This is a genomic window from Paenibacillus sp. MT86 (genome assembly GCF_058792535.1).
In genome coordinates, this window is record NZ_CM179499.1 from 4,109,129 (window position 1) to 4,126,284 (window position 17,156).

Annotated in this window: 23 protein-coding genes; 4 read left to right on the top strand and 19 right to left on the bottom strand. The window is 49.6% G+C overall.

Annotation, left to right across the window (positions count from 1 at the left end; genetic code table 11):
* Nucleotides 1–17: 17 nt before the first annotated feature.
* From AC3RCL_RS18140 to AC3RCL_RS18160, 5 genes are read right to left on the bottom strand one after another with little or no spacing between them, the layout of a single operon-like run.
* Nucleotides 18–437, bottom strand: a complete 420-nt coding sequence (locus tag AC3RCL_RS18140) for a spore germination protein GerPE (RefSeq protein WP_492531182.1) — start codon at nt 435–437, stop codon at nt 18–20.
* Entirely contained in the window at nt 434–619 is a 186-nt protein-coding gene (locus AC3RCL_RS18145) for a spore germination protein GerPD (RefSeq protein WP_015734741.1), read from the bottom strand. Before AC3RCL_RS18145 ends, AC3RCL_RS18140 begins: the two co-directional genes overlap by 4 nt.
* Nucleotides 597–1,214 (bottom strand): spore germination protein GerPC, encoded by a 618-nt coding sequence (gene gerPC / locus AC3RCL_RS18150; protein WP_213577958.1) that lies wholly within the window; start codon nt 1,212–1,214, stop codon nt 597–599. Before gerPC ends, AC3RCL_RS18145 begins: the two co-directional genes overlap by 23 nt.
* 47 nt (nt 1,215–1,261) lie before the next feature.
* Nucleotides 1,262–1,489, bottom strand: coding sequence for a spore germination protein GerPB (locus tag AC3RCL_RS18155; RefSeq protein ID WP_096773422.1), 228 nt, complete (start codon nt 1,487–1,489; stop codon nt 1,262–1,264).
* Between the two features lie 18 nt (nt 1,490–1,507).
* Nucleotides 1,508–1,729, bottom strand: a complete 222-nt coding sequence (locus tag AC3RCL_RS18160) for a spore germination protein (protein WP_090911556.1) — start codon at nt 1,727–1,729, stop codon at nt 1,508–1,510.
* Between the two features lie 120 nt (nt 1,730–1,849).
* On the opposite strand from AC3RCL_RS18160, the gene AC3RCL_RS18165 reads away from it, so the two are divergent.
* Nucleotides 1,850–2,083: a hypothetical protein gene (locus tag AC3RCL_RS18165; protein ID WP_492531185.1), complete on the top strand. Its 234-nt coding sequence runs from the start codon at nt 1,850–1,852 to the stop codon at nt 2,081–2,083.
* Nucleotides 2,084–2,091: 8 nt separating this feature from the next.
* Nucleotides 2,092–2,310 (top strand): alpha-crystallin domain-containing protein, encoded by a 219-nt coding sequence (locus tag AC3RCL_RS18170; protein WP_492531187.1) that lies wholly within the window; start codon nt 2,092–2,094, stop codon nt 2,308–2,310.
* A gap of 340 nt (nt 2,311–2,650) precedes the next feature.
* Here the strand turns inward: AC3RCL_RS18170 and AC3RCL_RS18175 are convergent, their stop codons facing one another.
* The gene (locus tag AC3RCL_RS18175; protein WP_213577953.1) at nt 2,651–3,286 is read right to left on the bottom strand and encodes an NAD(P)-dependent oxidoreductase; all 636 of its coding nucleotides are present in this window, start codon (nt 3,284–3,286) and stop codon (nt 2,651–2,653) included.
* A 56-nt stretch (nt 3,287–3,342) separates the two neighbouring features.
* A complete protein-coding gene (locus tag AC3RCL_RS18180; protein WP_096773420.1) occupies nt 3,343–3,777 on the bottom strand; it encodes a MarR family winged helix-turn-helix transcriptional regulator in 435 nt (144 codons plus the stop codon).
* 285 nt (nt 3,778–4,062) lie between these two features.
* Between AC3RCL_RS18180 and AC3RCL_RS18185 the strand changes: the two genes are divergently transcribed.
* Nucleotides 4,063–5,001 carry an NAD(P)-dependent oxidoreductase gene (locus tag AC3RCL_RS18185; RefSeq protein WP_492531190.1) on the top strand — a complete coding sequence of 313 codons (939 nt, stop codon included), beginning with the start codon at nt 4,063–4,065 and terminating at the stop codon, nt 4,999–5,001.
* A 120-nt stretch (nt 5,002–5,121) separates the two neighbouring features.
* Here the strand turns inward: AC3RCL_RS18185 and AC3RCL_RS18190 are convergent, their stop codons facing one another.
* From AC3RCL_RS18190 to AC3RCL_RS18215, 6 genes are all read right to left on the bottom strand, one after another.
* Complete coding sequence (locus tag AC3RCL_RS18190) at nt 5,122–5,994, bottom strand: carbohydrate ABC transporter permease (protein ID WP_096773418.1); 873 nt, start codon at nt 5,992–5,994, stop codon at nt 5,122–5,124.
* Between the two features lie 21 nt (nt 5,995–6,015).
* Nucleotides 6,016–6,873 carry a carbohydrate ABC transporter permease gene (locus AC3RCL_RS18195; RefSeq protein WP_009589479.1) on the bottom strand — a complete coding sequence of 286 codons (858 nt, stop codon included), beginning with the start codon at nt 6,871–6,873 and terminating at the stop codon, nt 6,016–6,018.
* A 117-nt stretch (nt 6,874–6,990) separates the two neighbouring features.
* Nucleotides 6,991–8,337 carry an ABC transporter substrate-binding protein gene (locus AC3RCL_RS18200; protein WP_096773417.1) on the bottom strand — a complete coding sequence of 449 codons (1,347 nt, stop codon included), beginning with the start codon at nt 8,335–8,337 and terminating at the stop codon, nt 6,991–6,993.
* Between the two features lie 532 nt (nt 8,338–8,869).
* A complete protein-coding gene (locus AC3RCL_RS18205) occupies nt 8,870–9,757 on the bottom strand; it encodes an aldo/keto reductase (RefSeq protein WP_192572321.1) in 888 nt (295 codons plus the stop codon).
* Between the two features lie 124 nt (nt 9,758–9,881).
* The gene (locus AC3RCL_RS18210) at nt 9,882–10,655 is read right to left on the bottom strand and encodes an SDR family NAD(P)-dependent oxidoreductase (protein WP_492531193.1); all 774 of its coding nucleotides are present in this window, start codon (nt 10,653–10,655) and stop codon (nt 9,882–9,884) included.
* 82 nt (nt 10,656–10,737) lie between these two features.
* Nucleotides 10,738–11,241, bottom strand: a complete 504-nt coding sequence (locus tag AC3RCL_RS18215; RefSeq protein ID WP_213577947.1) for a GNAT family N-acetyltransferase — start codon at nt 11,239–11,241, stop codon at nt 10,738–10,740.
* A 201-nt stretch (nt 11,242–11,442) separates the two neighbouring features.
* On the opposite strand from AC3RCL_RS18215, the gene xerS reads away from it, so the two are divergent.
* A complete protein-coding gene (gene xerS, locus AC3RCL_RS18220; RefSeq protein WP_015734723.1) occupies nt 11,443–12,525 on the top strand; it encodes a tyrosine recombinase XerS in 1,083 nt (360 codons plus the stop codon).
* Nucleotides 12,526–12,535: 10 nt separating this feature from the next.
* Here xerS and mobB read toward each other — a convergent pair whose 3' ends face one another.
* The 6 genes from mobB to AC3RCL_RS18250 all read right to left on the bottom strand — a co-directional run bounded on the left by mobB (nt 12,536) and on the right by AC3RCL_RS18250 (nt 17,065).
* The gene (gene mobB, locus AC3RCL_RS18225) at nt 12,536–13,039 is read right to left on the bottom strand and encodes a molybdopterin-guanine dinucleotide biosynthesis protein B (protein ID WP_492531196.1); all 504 of its coding nucleotides are present in this window, start codon (nt 13,037–13,039) and stop codon (nt 12,536–12,538) included.
* Nucleotides 13,036–14,325 carry a molybdopterin molybdotransferase MoeA gene (locus tag AC3RCL_RS18230; protein ID WP_213577944.1) on the bottom strand — a complete coding sequence of 430 codons (1,290 nt, stop codon included), beginning with the start codon at nt 14,323–14,325 and terminating at the stop codon, nt 13,036–13,038. Before AC3RCL_RS18230 ends, mobB begins: the two co-directional genes overlap by 4 nt.
* 187 nt (nt 14,326–14,512) lie before the next feature.
* Entirely contained in the window at nt 14,513–15,244 is a 732-nt protein-coding gene (locus tag AC3RCL_RS18235) for a DUF4247 domain-containing protein (RefSeq protein ID WP_015734720.1), read from the bottom strand.
* A gap of 10 nt (nt 15,245–15,254) precedes the next feature.
* The gene (locus AC3RCL_RS18240) at nt 15,255–15,761 is read right to left on the bottom strand and encodes a DUF4178 domain-containing protein (RefSeq protein ID WP_009589430.1); all 507 of its coding nucleotides are present in this window, start codon (nt 15,759–15,761) and stop codon (nt 15,255–15,257) included.
* 31 nt (nt 15,762–15,792) lie between these two features.
* Nucleotides 15,793–16,197, bottom strand: a complete 405-nt coding sequence (locus tag AC3RCL_RS18245) for a DUF350 domain-containing protein (RefSeq protein ID WP_009589371.1) — start codon at nt 16,195–16,197, stop codon at nt 15,793–15,795.
* A gap of 199 nt (nt 16,198–16,396) precedes the next feature.
* On the bottom strand, nt 16,397–17,065 hold the full coding sequence (locus tag AC3RCL_RS18250; RefSeq protein ID WP_009589445.1) for a PspA/IM30 family protein: 669 nt from the start codon (nt 17,063–17,065) through the stop codon (nt 16,397–16,399).
* Between the last annotated feature and the right edge of the window lie 91 nt (nt 17,066–17,156).

Sequence of the window (17,156 nt, forward strand, 5' to 3'; positions counted from 1 at the left end):
CTGTTTTTTGCCGCACACTAGCGTGGGCTCTTTCTGACAATGACGCCTTTATAATCCTTTAATTCTTGGGACGCATCCGTAATAAAGTGCCTGATCGCCTTCACCCTTGATTCCAATTCCATCGTATCGTTCGAACCTACCTGCACAACCGATGCAGACGCTGTCGATATCACGTCCAGGCATCCCACATGAATCGTTTTATGGTCATGTATAACGTCTAAGTCTACTTCTGACGGAAGCTGCCATGCAGGTATGGATCTCGAAAAAATCGGATAGTCCTCATAATTGCCTTCGTCCTCAAAAAAAACCGGAACTTGACGTTGAATCGCCAATGCCCGGGTATAGGCATCGATATGTCCCGATTCGCCGCAAATGCACGCCGAACTATTAGAGATATTGTTGATATATACGTTATCAACGAGTACATGGCGCTTCATGGTGCGGTAGCCGGTGATAACGGAACGAGCGGGGTGATCTGCAGGGATTCGGAAGGAGTGTCGTAGATGGAACTGCTATTAATGACCCGGGTATCTCCGATCAACAGCACGGATGAGCTGGAGATCGCCGTAATACGGATCGAACCAACCCGGAGCTCTTTATTGATGACCGTCATTTTCATTCGTATTCCTCTTTCCTTGTTGCAAATTATGAAGATGATGCTCGACTGCCGTATCGATTTCTTTTTTCATTTGATTTGCGATCATTTGCTCAACATCACCTGGATTTATCGCGGTACTGTTCGAGTGGTATTGCTGTAAGTAAACGTTGATGCGATCTCCGAGTTGTTTTCGGATATCTTCTATCATCACCGAAGCATATTGATCTCCAAGTTCGTGATTGGACTGGGGATTCATTTGCTCGAGTCGCGCCGGCACTGCATGTTCCAAGTGGCTTGATACCTGCTGATGTATGTTTGAGTAAAGATCCCTTCCGGCAGCTACCGCCTGTAATTGTTCTGCCGGCTGGCCATTGACGGTGATATCCCCCAGAGACTTCCCATCTGAGGGTGTCAGTCCAATGTTTAAGGTTCCTTCCAATTTTTCGATTTTCAATAAATCAAAATTATATTCGACGTGATCCGTCGACTTTTGATTGCCCTGCTGTAATTGATTTATTTCATTACGTATTTCCTTTAGCATTTGTTCCATTCTGTTAAGCTGCTCCGTCTGGGATTGAAGGCAATGGAACAATTGCTGGATATGGTATTGATACATAGCATCTCCCCCCGCTCCCTAATGATTGTATGCGTATGATATGAGCCTCATTCTGGCCGATATAGATCTTCAATCGGCGCAGGTAACGGAACCAGGGGGGCCATATTATTCGGAGGCTCGAACTCCGGAGCAGGGCCCGTAAAACCGCCCGTGTTATATATATTGGATAATGCGCGGATCTCACCTGCGGTTCCAATCTGAAGCACCGAGGAATTGGTCACCGCGTCAACCCGAAGCTGCTGTATATTAATGCATTGATGTACCGTTAGATTCACTGGGGCTCACAACCTTAATTAAACATTTGGCGAATCAATCAAGTCCGGATCGAATGTATTCGTGCTGCTGGCCTGGTTGTTTGTAGTATTCACACCAATAGTATCGCCGGTGGTGAACGAGTTGGCGCCGGAATAAGCTTTTGTCGTGCTGTTTAAATCGATGACTCCTGTATTTCCAACTAATACCGTAGAACTGGGGCCCACGTTTACGATTTTCATATTGCCGATAATTGAAACCACAATTCCACCTCTTTATTCAAAATCGTCCGCTTCGATTTATTCTATGTGGTCGGATGCCCAGATGTCACTATAACATTCCTTCGCCCATACACTGGAACAAAGAACGTAGGAGGGATTATCGTGAGCTCAAGATCCAAAAAGCCGGACTGGTTGACACAGGACTCTTTCTTTAACAACAATTCCTTTCCATTTAAGGATCTGAATCATCTCAATGAGGATTATCAGTTAGATCCCACGATCATTGAGGATTATGTAAAGGATACGATCCGAAAAGCGACTGCCGGAAACGAAATTCTACCGGACCCGCACTCGCTTCGCTATGAAACGTTTATACTCATAACTTTCTGGTCGTGAAATGTTATGTGCCCAAACGCATCCATCCGGAAAATTTATGGATTCAGCTGAACCGGACGCAGATCAAAATCAACGGCTTGCCAAAAGAACAACACCAAACCATATCTTTACCCGTCCCCATACTGCCTGCGCAATCCATTGCGACCTATAGACAGCCTACGCTTCAAATTAAGATGCCGAAAATGTCTCCCGGCCGCCTGCGCGATATCAATATTCGTTTCTTGTGAATCAGACGGATAACAACAAGGACAGCCAACAGAAGCACCGTTCAAAACAACTTGCATGCAATAACCGTTGTTTGCAGGTTGTTTTGACTCATCTTATCTAATACTTATAGATGCCTGAATTGCGATATCGTAATGGGGTTTTTCCTTGTTTAAACCTATATCATGGGTGCTTTGTAAGTGGTCGGGCTGCATTTAAGAGGAAGTAGCTAGATATCGCTTGAGGTGTTTTCTATTGTGAATTTTTCATATGTTGAAATAACATAAAAAAAGAAATAAGCTGATTTCGGTTAAGAAACCAGCTTATTCAAAGATCTATATGAAGGCCGCATGTCCGGGCCTGTTAAGCCTCGGAAACGACCGTATAGCGCTCGTTGAGATGTTTGGGCTGCTCAAGCTCATCGAGCACCGCGATGACGTAATCGGCATAGCTGACGTAGCTTTTACCGCTAGCGTTGCCAATGACTTGATCTTTGCCCTCCTGATAACTCCCTGTCCGCCGACCTTCCGGATTAAAGAACGCTGCCGGACTAAGATACGTCCATTTTACATCCGTAGTTTGTTCCAGGTCCTTCAAATTCTCGCCGGCATGGAATGCCGTCGGATAATATTCCTTCGGAAAATCGGGCGTTTCTAAAAGTCGAAGCGTTTTGGCTTCGTCCACAAACAAGCTGCCGGCTCCTCCGACAACAAACAGTCTGGTATCCGTGCCTTTTAATGCTTGTATCAGCACCCGGCCTACTTCCACATATTGAGTCTCCTGTCCAGGCGCCGCGCCAAATGCATTCACGACAACGTCGAACCGCTGAAGATCGGCGCTGGTCAGATCCAGCACGTTCTTCTCCAAAATGTTTATGCTGGAATCGGAGATTTTGGATGCATTACGCACGATCGCCGTTACTTCATGACCGCGTGCTTGTGCCTCCTTGAGAATCAGATTTCCCGCTTTCCCTGTCGCACCGATAATACCAATCTGCATTTCGAATCTCTCCTTTATCAATTGTATGTACAAATGAGTGGTGAAAAAGACAGAGGCTACATTCCCCTTTTCAGCAATTCGCTGGATTCATGGAGAAGTTTCGCTAACTGTTCGCTATGCTCCTTCCCCAAGAGGGTGACATACTCTCCGTATAACTTTTCAAAATATTGGTTCAGCTCCCGGTATAACGCCATCCCCTCGTCCGTCAAGAAAATATGCGTTTCCTTCCATTCGGATTTGCGCTTTACCAGAAGTTTCTCCTCCAGCTTATCAATGAATCGGGTGCTTGTGGATGGAGCAATCGACAATTTATCGCTAAGCTCTTTCTGCGTAATTCCGGGATATTGATGGATCACCACCAGCACATAGGAGTACGTTGGGGATAAGCCGGCCTTTGCAAATGCATCCTCCGCCATCTTGGTCATGGAACGTGCAAACCGATTTGACGTAAAAAACAGGCACGAGCTTAAAATGGAATCATCGATATTCATATCCAGCCACCTCTCATTTGTATATACAAATTAACATTGAACTATGTTATTGTCAACAACTTTATTTTGGTTAGTTTCAATGCTTTTTCCTCTTTCGTTTGTCAATAAGTTCGGATTCAGCCGTAAGCATGCTCCACTGATGGTAGAACGTGTTACTAGTACTTTTATGAATTTTTCATATGTTGAAATATTATTCTCTCCGCTAGGGTTGTAAAAAATCGTTGACCTTGTCATTAGTGTCAAGGTCTACACTGTATTCGAAGCTAATCCTTAAGGAGGTATACAATGAAACCATCGAAACAACATCAAGAACAAATGCTCGAATCCGAAACTCGGCAAACGCCGGCAAACGGCAGCCAAACCGCCGTAACGGTGCTGGGGCTCGGACCCATGGGGCAAGCCCTGGCCGGTGCATTTATCAGGAGCGGCCATTCCACAACGGTGTGGAACCGGACATCGGCAAAGGCTGACTCGCTGGTAAAGCAAGGTGCCGTGCTGGCTCCGTCCGTTAAGGATGCGGTGCTTGCCAGTCAGCTTATTATCATCTGCGTACTCAACTATGATGCGGCGAACGCCGTTCTGTCTTCTGAGACAAGTGCATTGAAAGGAAAAACGCTTATAAACCTGACAGCCGACGTACCTGAACGTGCGCGGGAAATGGCGGAATGGGCTTACCGCAACGGAATTGACTACATCGATGGCGCCATCATGACGCCGATACCTACGATTGGGGAGCCTTCGGCCGTCATTTTGTACAGCGGGCCAGAAGACGTTTATCGCAGCCATCATCGTATACTCGCCAGCCTGGGCGGAACCGCTTCGTTCCTGGGCGAGGATCCGGGTCGTGCAGCGGCATATGACGTGGCGCTGCTAGATGTGTTCTGGACAGCCATTAGCGGTTATGTGCACGCGCTGGCCATTGCACGGGCGGAGAACATCGCTGCGGAAGACATCGCCCCTTATGCGCACAATATCATTCGCATTATGCCGGATATCATGACCTATATGGCGCATGATGCGGATCGGGGCGTTTACCCTGGGGACAGTTCCAACCTGATCTCGAATGTAACGAGCATGGAGCATATCATCCACGCTGCCGAACATCATGGAATTGATAGCAGCGTCTTAATCGCAGCAAAAGCAATTGCCCGAAAAGCAATCCAGGCCGGCCATGGAGAAGACGGCTTCTCCCGCTTGATCGAGTATAATCTCACCTCGCCATAATTGACCGATCGCGCTCGCTGCAGTTTAATACTCGTATGAAACCTAACAACGAATAGGCAAGTCAAACAGGCGACTTCATGTCCCCTCTTGACTTGCCTATTCGTTGAGTTCGCCGTTTCCTTAACCTTTGACGGCTCCCTCGGTCAGACCTTTCTGGATATATTTCGAGATAAACAGATATACAATCAGAACCGGAATAACCGTCAATGATACTGCCGTCGCCATCAGACCAAAGTCCGTTCCGTATTGCGAGCTGATCTCATTGAGCAAGGCAACGATTGGACGGACATTCTCTTTGTTCACAAAGATCAATGCCGAGAACAAATCGTTATACGACCACATAAACACGAAGATGCTTGCCGACGCGAATACGGGCTGAGAGATCGGAACGAAGATCTTCACAAACATCTGCCATCGGTTGCAGCCGTCCATGAATGCCGCTTCTTCAAGCTCTTTCGGAATGGTTGCCATGTAACCGGCAATAACCAAGGTCGCAAACGTCAGATTGCCTGCCGTTTGGGGAAAGATCAAACCCCAGTATGTATTGACCAGACTGGTTTTGATAAGCAGCTCATATACCGGAACCACGGTTGCAAACGCAGGAATCAGCAGCGTCGCATACAAAATGGAATAGATGGTTCGCTTTCCTCGAAAGTTGAACCTGGACAACACGTAAGCAGCTAATCCTCCAAGCAATAATACCAAGAATACGGTGCTGAAGGACATCACCAAACTATTGATATAACTTCTTCCGATATTAATGCGGTCAAATGCGTTCTGATAGTTAACAAACACCGGTTCCCAGGCGATGCCAAAGGAATTATTCATCACATCGCGGGATACTTTGAACGAGTTGTTCACGATCCAGAATAACGGATAGATGGTCGTTAAGGACCACGCTGTCAAAATCACGTACATCAACGTGGTGCCTAGACTAAACCGATGCTTCCTAACGCGCTGAGTTTTGTGTTCAACGACGATGGTTGGCTCCATAACAGTACACCCCTATAATGCTTAGTATGTAATCTCGTCTCTTTTCAACAAACGGTTGGCTATCAACGCAAGCAGCACGCCAAAGACCACCATGTATATCGCAACCGCCGATCCGTAACCAAAGTTCTGGTCCACCATGGCCTTTTTGTACATGTACGTCCCCAGCACCTCGGTTCCGTTCTGGCCGCTCGTGATGACCCAGATGAACTCGAACACCTTCAACGTACCCGTAATGGCAAGGGTAATGACGACCTTGATGTCACTCATGATAAGCGGAATTGTAAGCATCGTTGTTTTTTTGAGGCCCGTGATTCCTTCCAATTTTGCAGCTTCATAATAATCCGAAGGTATTTTGGACATGGCGGTCAAGAACAGAACGAAATAAAAACCCACATAATGCCATACCGTTGGGATCGATACCGCTTTAAGCGCATTTTTCGCATCCAGCCACAATACCTTCTCGATGTTGAAATTCGCCAGCAAGTTGTTCAGCAAACCGAAGTTGTAGTTGTAGAAGAGCACAAACAACAAAGATATAGCCGTACCGGATATAACCACCGGGAAGAAGAATACGGTTCGATAGAACCCTTTCAGCTTGGATATGTTATCTACCAGGACGGCCAGCACTAGCGCAATTCCCACCTGGAACACGATAACATAGAGCATAATTTCCAGCGTGTGCAGCGTTGCAGCGCCAAGCAGCTTATCCGTAACGAGTCTCTCATAGTTAGCCCAGCCCACAAACTTTTTGTCGAAAAAGCCGCTTGTGCGATAAAAGCTGAGATACAAACTCTTAAAGAACGGATAATATAGAAAGATTGTCATGATGGCCGCTGCGGGTAATAAAAACAGCACAATGTACTTGCGATCACCCTTCATATTAATCACCCTTGATGTTTATTTTTCTTCATCGTCCATGCCGAAATGACTACGCCGCCCGAATGAAAGCAGAGGGGCGGCGTACGTCACTTTTATTTCTACCGTTTCTGATAACAACTATTTTTTGTTGGCATCCTCGGTTTTCTTCGCTTCTTCGATCGCTTGAGTAGGAGTTTTCTTGCCTTCCACTACAGGCTGAACGCTGGCACGAAGGTTACCGAACGTTTCTTGCGAAACTTTACTGTCAACCGGTGCGCTGATGGAGGCTGCTTTTGCTGCCATAGCGAAGCCGTCGAGCGCGACTTGCGGCAATCCGGTCACTTCGACGTCAGCAGCAGGTGTACCGCCGTTAGCCGAAGCGATTTTTTGAATGGACGCCGGGGAAGTCAGGTGTTTCAGCAAAGCGATGGCTGTTTCTTTTTTGGCTGCATCGTCATAGGTGGCTTTGGAGAGGTAGAAGCCGGAACCGAATCCGCCTACGATATCATTGCCGCTGCCCACGCCGCCAGGAACCGTCGGGAATGGCACAACCGTGGAATTGTCGCGAGTATCGTCGCTCCAGCCGCCGATGGCCCAGGATCCTTCGATGGTCATGGCTGCCAGGCCTTCGCTGTAATAGTTGCCGGACATACTCAGGTCGATTGTTGCGGCATCTTTAGGGAATGCGCCAAGATCATACAATTCTTTCATAGCGGCATAAGCTTTTTCCCAGTTTGGATCGATGCCATCGAGCAGGCCTTTATTTTGTCCTTCAGGACCAGCCGCAGACAAAATGGTATGCTCGATCAGGTAGTGCGATTGGTCAAACGGTACGGACAAAGGAATAATGCCTTTTTCGGACAATGCCTTAACGGCCGTGGTCAGCTTCGCCCAATCGGTTGGGAGCTCCAGACCGTTTTCTTCGAAGATTTTTTTGTTAACGAACAATCCTTCGTAGAAGCCGGTCAAAGGTGCAGCGTAAATGTTGCCGTCTTTCTGCTTGGCAAGCTCAAGCGCATCAGGAATGAATCCGTTCTTCCAGTCAGCGTCAGCGTCGAGAATTTCGTTCAGCGGCACGACTTTGCCGGCATTGACGAACCCTTCTGCGTCAGCCCCGATGAAGTAGAACAACAGGTCTGGCTCGTTGCCGCTGTTCATATCGGTGTTGACTTTCGTTCTGAAACCGTCATCATTTGCTGACATGGTGTCGTTATCAATCTTTACGTTTGGATGCTCTTTCGTGAATTCATCCAACGCGGCTTGGAAGGCTTCGCGAGCTGCGTCGGTACCTCCGAAGGTCGAGAACACGCGAAGCGAAACCGGAGCGGCTTCATCCTTCTTCTCTTCCGCCGGCGGAGTTGTTTCCGTCTTCGGCGCATCTCCTTCAGCGGCAGGAGTGTTGGTGCCACCGCTGTTTCCGCAGGCTGCGAGGAACATGGAGAGCAGCAGCATGACACTCATGAGTAACATGGAAGTCCTTTTCATTTCTAATCCCCCTAAGTATGTTTTCAGAACCTGATGCAAACACTTGCTGTCTACCAGAATTTTATTCCAAGCCCTATTGCTTTCAAAGGGGGACATTCATCTTTAGCAGGGGGAAATATTTCCATGTCAACTTTTCTTCGCACCCTAGCTCTTTTTTTAGGCCATATCATTGTGTTAGGTTAAGGCATAGTTAAGCGGGAACGTCGGAGCGGCAAGAGTAACGTAAGTGTTTGATATTTCTCTATTATGAATTTTTCATATGTTGAATTAATATAATTATTCACCATCGAAACGCTCATGCTCTCTTATTCAACAAAAAAAGACCCGCCATTCGCATGGCCGGCCCTCCCCGGAAACATCATTCCACTTTATCGGTATCGATCTGCCGAAACGCGGCATCCGCGCTCTCATCACGGCAAAGAGCTTGTCAAGAAATCTTGACAAGCTCTTCCGGGATACCAAGACGGTATTTAAGGCGCATCAACCTCTTACTCTATTCGGTCTGAATCTCAGGTTCTAAGCAAGCCGCGATCTACACTTTACCTACCCAGTCGGATCCGGCAACCTCTCTCCAGCGGCCGCGGATGGATTCGTAAACCTCCTCCGGCAATTTCCCTTTCTCGAGCAGTGCGGCATTTTGCCCCCAACGATCGGGATTTGCCGTACCCACGATGGCCGTCGCAATGCCCGGCGTGCTTAGGGTGAACCGTAATGCCGTCTCAACGCCTTGCTGAACGTCAGAGAGGAAATCGTAGTTCAGCTCGCCGAGCCGAACCCAGTAAGGATAGGCATAGTCCCGTTCGCTTAATGTTTCATGCTTCCAGGCTACGTTGGCTACGGGACGTTTGGCAATAACCCCTATTCCCTGCTTCATGGCAAGGGGAATCGTGAGGTCGATCGCCTCCTGGTCCGCAATGTTCAGCGAAGTTTCAAAGCTGTCGAATGCGCCGGTTTGAAGGGCGTACAGTGCATCCGTTGAATCGCCGCTGTAGCCGATATACCGCGTTTTCCCCTGCTCTTTTGCTTTTTTCAGCACCTCGATCACAGCGCCCTGCCGCAGAATTTCCTCAGAGCAGCTGTGAAGGTGTATGACATCAACGTGGTCCACCTGCAGCCGTTTCAAGCTCCGGTCAATGCTTTGCTCAAGCATCACCGGATCCCAATCCGGGTAGTCCAGTCCGGAGGCATGCCCGCATTTCGTAAACAGGTAATAATCATCTCTGCGGCCCGACAGCGCTTTGCCGATCAATTCCTCGCTGTGGCCGTAACATTCCGCGGTATCAATCATGTTAAGGCCTGCGTCAATCGCGCTGTGCAGCAGCCGGTCCACCGTCTTCTGATCCGACTGTCCGATCTCGGCACCGCCGAATCCCAATACACTGACCTGCATATCCGTCCGCCCAAATGCTCTACGTTCCATCGTCCTTCACTCTCCTCCCTATGATTACCATTCTACATTACCCGTTATGGATAATCTTGAAAGCTTTGTTCCAATACAATTGCCAAAGGATTCAAGCACCTGCATCCATGAAAAGAATCCCGTATCAAAATCCATAAATGCTAAGCCCGCCGTCAACCAGCAGCGTCTGCCCGGTCATGTAATTGGCGGCTTCGGAAGCCAGGAAAACGACGGGCCCCACCACTTCTTCCAGGCTTCCTACGCGTTTTAGCGGCGTCCGGTCCAGGATAGCCTGCATGTAAGTGTCGTCATTCAGCAGCTTCTCGGTCAGCGGCGTCCGGAAATACCAAGGCCCGACGGCGTTGACCTGGATTCCATACTGCGCCCACTCCATCGCCAGCACCTTGGTCATATGGATTAGAGCAGCCTTGGTCGATCCATAGACAACGCCCGTGCGTAGGGCGGTATGGCCGCCTACGGAAGAAATGTTGATGATTCTTCCATTCCCCTGCTCCTTCATATAACGGGCAGCGGTTTGAGATGCGACAAACGCCGATTTCAAATTGGTCTGCACGATTAAGTCCCATTCGTCATCGGTCACTTCCAGCGCCGGCGTACGAATGTTCATGCCGGCATTGTTCACCAATATATCGATTTGCCCCGCCTGGTCCACAAATTCGCGGATCGCCGCCTCCATCTCTTCCCGAATCGTCAGATCGCCCGGCAGCACATAGGCTTGACATTTCTTCAAGCCGGCAATCAGACCCGCGGTCTCCTCCAGATCGCTTCGGGTTCGGGACATCAGGCCAACGTCGCATCCGGCCTCCGCCAAGCCTACGGCTATCGCGCGCCCGATTCCCCGCCCCGCCCCTGTTACAAAGGCTTTTTTTCCTTCCAGATTAAAGCTGGGCAAATACATTCGAATCCCTCCAAGTTATAGATATGCAAACAGCTCAGGTATTCAGTTGAAACACGTCAAAAGTTGATTTCATGCTGACTTACTAGGAATTGAAATATTGCGAAGGATTTAAACGAACGGGGTCCACGTATTCCTCATAACGCCCGCCCGTATAGGACTCGATGACTTTTCGCCAGAAAGCCTGGGCCGGTATATTGCTGCTGACCTGCGTCACCTTCCAGCGTCCCTGGAAATGATCGAACAGCCAGGTCGCCGCCCAAGTCCCCAATCCCGTACGTCTGTATTTTTGCATAACGAAAAATTCCGTCATGTAATAGTCGGCTTCCGCGGCGTTGTCCATACGCTCGATCAAGGCAAAACCGGCCGGCCGTTGATCAAACGTAATCAGAAATGGATATTTCCGTTCCCGCTTTTTCCAGAACTCATCGAGATCGGGATAGGGTAAAAACAATCCTTGATCGTTCACCGAGATATCCAGGTATTTAGTAAAATCGTACAAGTACAGTTGCATCAAGTTTACGATAACGGCTTGCTTCCGTTTGGGAACCAGTTCAATTCCCATGCGTTCCGCTCGTTCTGAAATCATGCTGCCGCCTCCCTAGGCATTTCACTATCATATTAAATGCTTCCCATCTTCATCATAGTATCCGTCTATGTTGAAACACAAGCGGCCATCGGATCGAGGAGACGATCGTGTGAGGCATTAAGCACGACGGACTTTCCATATGTTACACTAGTATATAATGACAGCGATTATCGCTATAAAGACAATCATTCGAGGTGGAACATGAATATACAAAAAGATATCGACCGCGCACGACTCGATGAGAAAGCGCCGGCCATGCCTTGGTTTGTGCAGCAATTTATCGACTACAAACTTCCGGATCTCTCCCCCTCCACCCTGCTCGAATATGTAAGGGACTATGAAACGTTTTTTAATTGGCTCCGGTCGGAAGGGCTGTCACAAGCCGCCTCTAACCGAGACGTGACGCTGCTTGAGCTGGAGACCCTTCGCATGGACAGCATCACAGGTTACCGATTATATTTGACCACGCGCCGGGAAGGCACCAACTCCCGAATTACGGTTTCCCGCAAGCTGTCATCGCTTCGCTCTCTGTTCCATTATTTAAGCCAGATTGCGGAGGATGAGGATTTTTACCCGCTCCTTAAACGCAACATCATGGCCAAAGTGGAGATCAAACGGATTCACAAGCCCAAAGATACGGCTGCCAAGTTGAAAGGAAAAATACTGGAAGAAGAAGAGCTTCAGGATTTCATCACTTACATTCACGAAGGATACGGGCACGATGTGGAGAATAACAAACAGGCTCTATACGCGCATGAACAGAACAAAGTCCGAGATGCCTGCATTGCCAGCCTTATTCTAAACTCGGGTCTTCGCGTATCCGAAGTGGTCAACTTGAATCTTGCAGACATCGACCTGAACAATAAAATGCTGCATGTGTATCGTAAGGGCAATAACGATGAAACCTTTAAAACCCCGGTCTACTTCCGGGCGCAGGCCAAAGACGATCTCGAGCATTATCTGCAGCTGCGGCAGACCCGCTACAAAGTGCCGAAAAAAGAAAAAGCTCTCTTCGTCGCGCTGCGCAACGGCCAGAATGAAGGACAGCGCATGACGAAACGGGCGATTCAGGCAATGATCATCAAATACGCCAAGCGTTTTGGCAAGCCGTCCCTGACCGTGCACAAGCTGCGGCACTCGTTTGCAACGGATTACTATCTTCAAAATGACATATATAAAACGAAAGAACAATTGGGGCACGCTTCCACCGAAACGACCGAAGTGTATGCCCATTTGACGGACAAAACGATGTCCGAGGCGATTGAGCGGCGTTCCGACGAGTAATTATGTTTTTTTACAGTGATAGTATAAGCGACGCGATCCGCTCCGTCTCATTCCAAGTAAACAAGGGAACCGCCAGCCGATGCTGAATCTCCTGCAGGCCGGGCGGTTCCTTTAGTATGTCGGGATTCACGACGATTCCCTGGATCTCCTCGACCTGATCCAGCAGCCCCCTGTCCTCCATTCCCCGCAGCAGCACCAGTTTTGGGTGAGGCATCATCTTATACCCTTCGACCAGCACCATGTCATAATCAGTGTACATATGTATCAACGTATCGAGGTCCAGCTCCGTTTCCCTCAGCATGGCCGTCCGGCCCGGCGAGGCAATGGCAATCCCCTCGGCTCCGGCCTCGCGGAATTTGTAAGTATCCGTCCCTTCGCGGTCCATATCAAAGCCATGCCCATCATGCTTGATGACGGCTATCCTGATGCCCTGTCGTTTCAATTGCGGAATCAGAGCCGCAATGAGCGTGGTTTTGCCGCTGTTCTTGTACCCGCAGAACTGGAAGACCTTCATGACCAACCCCCTGGAAGAACGAGCACCTGCACGGCTTGGCCTTTAACCGCCCCTCTAAGCTCTGGCGGTATAACAATCAAACAGTCGCTGTCCTTGATCGTGATCATGACACTCGATTCATCCAGGGCGGCGGGCGTGGCTACAAGTTTGCCGTTTACCGCTTGGAGGCTGCCCCTGACAAAACGGGTAAAATTATTCACCTTTGCATAATCCGAACCCAGCTCGGCTGTCCATTCGGTTAAATACAACTGCTCCATGCCCAGCATTTTTCGAATCGAAGGTCTGACAAACAACAGAAATCCGACAAAGCATGCCCCCGGATTACCGGAGAGCGCGAAGAGCAGCTTCCCCTCCTTCACCGCCGCGGTTGTCACGCTGCCCGGACGCATCGTGACTTTATTAAACAGCATGTCCAATCCGCCGGATGTCACCAGCTCTCCCATAATATCGTAATCGCCTACGGAGACGCCGCCTGTCGTAACCACGATGTCATAATCCCGGAGCGCTTCCTCCACCTTCTGACGGGCAAGCTCGATATGATCGGGAATGGCCTCCATGATCACCGGAACGCCGCCCGCTTCCCGAATTTGCGATGCAAGCATATAGGTGTTGCTGTTACGGATTTTACCGGGCTCAAGCGGCTCGGTTATGTCGAGCAGCTCGGTGCCCGTCGAGAAGATGCCCACGACCGGTTGACGATACACTCCAACCTTATGTATGCCAAACGTAGCCAGAACCGAAATCTCTCCCGGCCCGATGCGAGTCCCTCGGCGGAGAATCATATCGCCTTCCTGGAGTTCGAACCCGAGAGGGGTAATATTCTTACCCTTCTCGATGGAACGCTTAAAGCCTACATAGGTTACACCATCCTCCACGCGAAGCTCCGTCGCTTCAAGCATCACGACAGCGTCTGCGCCTTCGGGCACCTGGGCGCCCGTCATGATACGGGAAGCCTTGCCTTGTACGATCGGCACGGAGGAGACATATCCGCACGGGATATGGTCGACGACCTCAAGCCAAACCTTTTCCCCCTGATCGCATGGCGCCAAATCCGCTGACGACACCGCATAACCGTCCATGCCCGAACGGGCAAAAGCCGGGAACGGGTGGGGAGCGACGACATCGGATGCAAGCACCCGGCCATCGCTGTCCTGCAGCCGAATGAGCTCCTCCTGGCCGCAATCCGCATAAGAAGTTGCTAACGCTTGCGCGTCTGATACCTGTAGTGCACGCCGATCGAATTTATGGTTTGGCTTCTTGGGCGATATCGGTTCATGATCTTTCACAACGCATTCCTCGCTTTCTGACTATATCCCAGACTGATAATCTTACTGTACTACATTCCGAGCAATCTTCAAACCGAGCGGCTGATCTCCAAGAAATCGCATGTACGTATCTGACGGTTGTATATTTTCGTTTCGAAACATTAAAAAACGCATGGCCCTTAGACCATGCGCATGAAACGTAATTGTTTTACCTTCGGCCCCTTCGGGAAATCTTACCGGATCCGATCCGGGTCTTGGGCTTCTTGTACGATTTCTTCGGCGAATCGAACAAACTTCCGCCGCTTTCGCCGCGTTTGATCGAGCCGCGGTCACCGCTCGAATCCGGATTCCGTCTGAACAGGCTTCCGCCCGTGCCGACCGTATCCTGACCGCGCCGCGTAATTTTCCCGCTCCGGTCAACCGTCAACGGCGGAGCGATCTTCTTATCTTGGCTTGTCGGCTTTTTATAGTTCCCTTGAGCCGGTTTATACACATCTTTGCTGGTATAGCCGCGATAGCCCCCGCCGCCCATCGAATCAAACAAATTCCCGATAAGGACGGCGGTCAAGTATCCCTGCAGGAAACTGGAATCGTAATTGCGCTGAACATATTCCTTGGAATCGATTTCGATCAGCGTATCGGCCGGCTTCTGGGGATCCTGCTGCAAATGGTAATACTCATCGCCATAGACCAAGAACATCCGCTCCGTATCCTCAGGAGAAGATTGATCCGGCGTATTGGCCGCCATGAGCTCGCTCGCCACTTCGGGAACGCTTTTATCAGCTGCCCGATACACGTAGGATGTTGCATTTCCGTCCCGATTGACGGACTCCAGCGGATACGTGTCCTTGATATTCGGCGCTCCGCATCCGCTTAATAAAGATACGAACAGACTCAGTACCAGTATGATTTTTACAGATAAAAAAGAGCGTTCCTTCATGCCACCACTCCTAAGTCGCCCGGATAACCCTTACGTCCCCCGGTATCACTTTCTCGCCTTCATAGAGCATAAACCGTCCATTCTGCCATTCGATTCGCAGCAGCTTGTAATCATCGGATTGGTACTGCCATACGTGCTGCTCCCCGCTTTGCATAAACGCGGTACGGCCGGATATCGAAACATGTCCACCGTACTCCTCTTCCAAATGAAACACATGATCGTCCAGATCGATGATGGACGGCACCTCATCCGGCGAATCCAGGCGTCCATCGATGGGCGCGTAGAGTGCATATTGAACCGTCTCGCGTTCTTCGATGTGAAGATAAGCTATGGTGCTGCCATCCTGAAGCGTCAGGACGACCGCGTTGCGGCCTCGATTGTGCACGCGGCCCGTGACTTCGTAAGTAACCAGAGACACTTCGCAAATATCGCCCGGAGCCAGCTGCAGCATGCTCTTCTCTACCTTTGGCGGCTCGGGCTTGCTAAATAAATTGCTGATTCTTTTCCACATACTCATCTTTCCTAATCCCCTATCTCCATTATGCGTTCTATAAGCATGCGGTAATAATTAACGCTCCGACCACATGCAGCGATCCTGCAAACAAACCGTAACCGGTTTTGCCCTCGCGGGTTCCCTTATCCAGGTTCAGCTTGCCAAAATTGCGCAGCATGAGCTCTGTCAACGCTTCGAGAACAAACAATATGATAAACGAAACGACCGATACCACAATCGCCTCCAGCAGGTGATAGGACGTTCCGATCGACACGGATAAAATATACCCTTGGGCGACCAGCTTGAGGATCAGCCTAGTGGTTACCGCCATGTTACCCGCTTTCACTTCTTCAAGATCGTTATATTTCGTGAACAGGGAATCCACGAACATCAATACAAACAACAGCAGCCCGCCGACCGCCGTCCAAAGCAATACACGCAAGATCATATCAAAATCCATCTCTAAGCCTCCACACATTCAACATACATATCAACTTGCCCTGATCAGACTGCTTCAAATGAAGATAGACAACCTTAAAGGGGTAGTCCCGTATATATCCGGTATCAAACAAAAGCGAAGGAGAAGCACAGTAGTATTCAGCCCTGCTGCGTCTCCCTCGCCATCGATACTATTTACCTGTCAGACCACCAGACCCGGATTACTTGTTCTCGTATTGCTTCATCAAGGCTGCAAGCTCATCCTCAACGGCTTTGTCCTTGCCGAGGTTCTCGAACTCTTCATCGAGGGATTTCTCGCGCGTCGACATTTCGTTGCTTGCTTCGGCACGCGCTTCCATGGCCAGCATCTTTTCTTCCATCCGCTTCAACCCGGCCGAAGCCGTGTCAGACCCGAAACCGTTCATTGCTTTGTTGATCTCGGTTTGCGCTTTAGCCGCATTATAACGGGCAACCAGCGTCTCGCGCTTGTTCTTCATCGCTGTAAGCTGCTTGCGCATTTCCTCCAGCTTGCCGCGCAGGTTGTCGGCTGCCAGCTTGTTCTGATCGTAGCTTGCTTTGTACTCGTCGCGCTTGGCTTCAGCTGCCTTCTTCTCTTCCAGCGCACGACGGGCAAGTTCAACGTTTTGCGCCTGCGCTGCCGTATGAGCCTGCTGCGTGCGTTTTTCCACGAGAGCAGCTTGCTCTTCATAAAGGGCTTTGAAGCGTTTCTCGATGGCGATTTGGGCAGCTACCGCCTTCTCGGCATCCTCAAGGTCTTCGGTCATATCGCGGATGTACTGGTCCGTCATCTTGATCGGGTCTTCAGCCTTGTCGATAATGGCGTTAATATTGGACATGGTCAAGTCACGCAATCTTTTAAATATGGACATCGTTCTCTTCCTCTCGCTTTCGCTTTAAAATACTGGTATATGTTAAATGTTTACGTTGCATGATCCCAAACGGTTTCAAAATTTTTTTAGT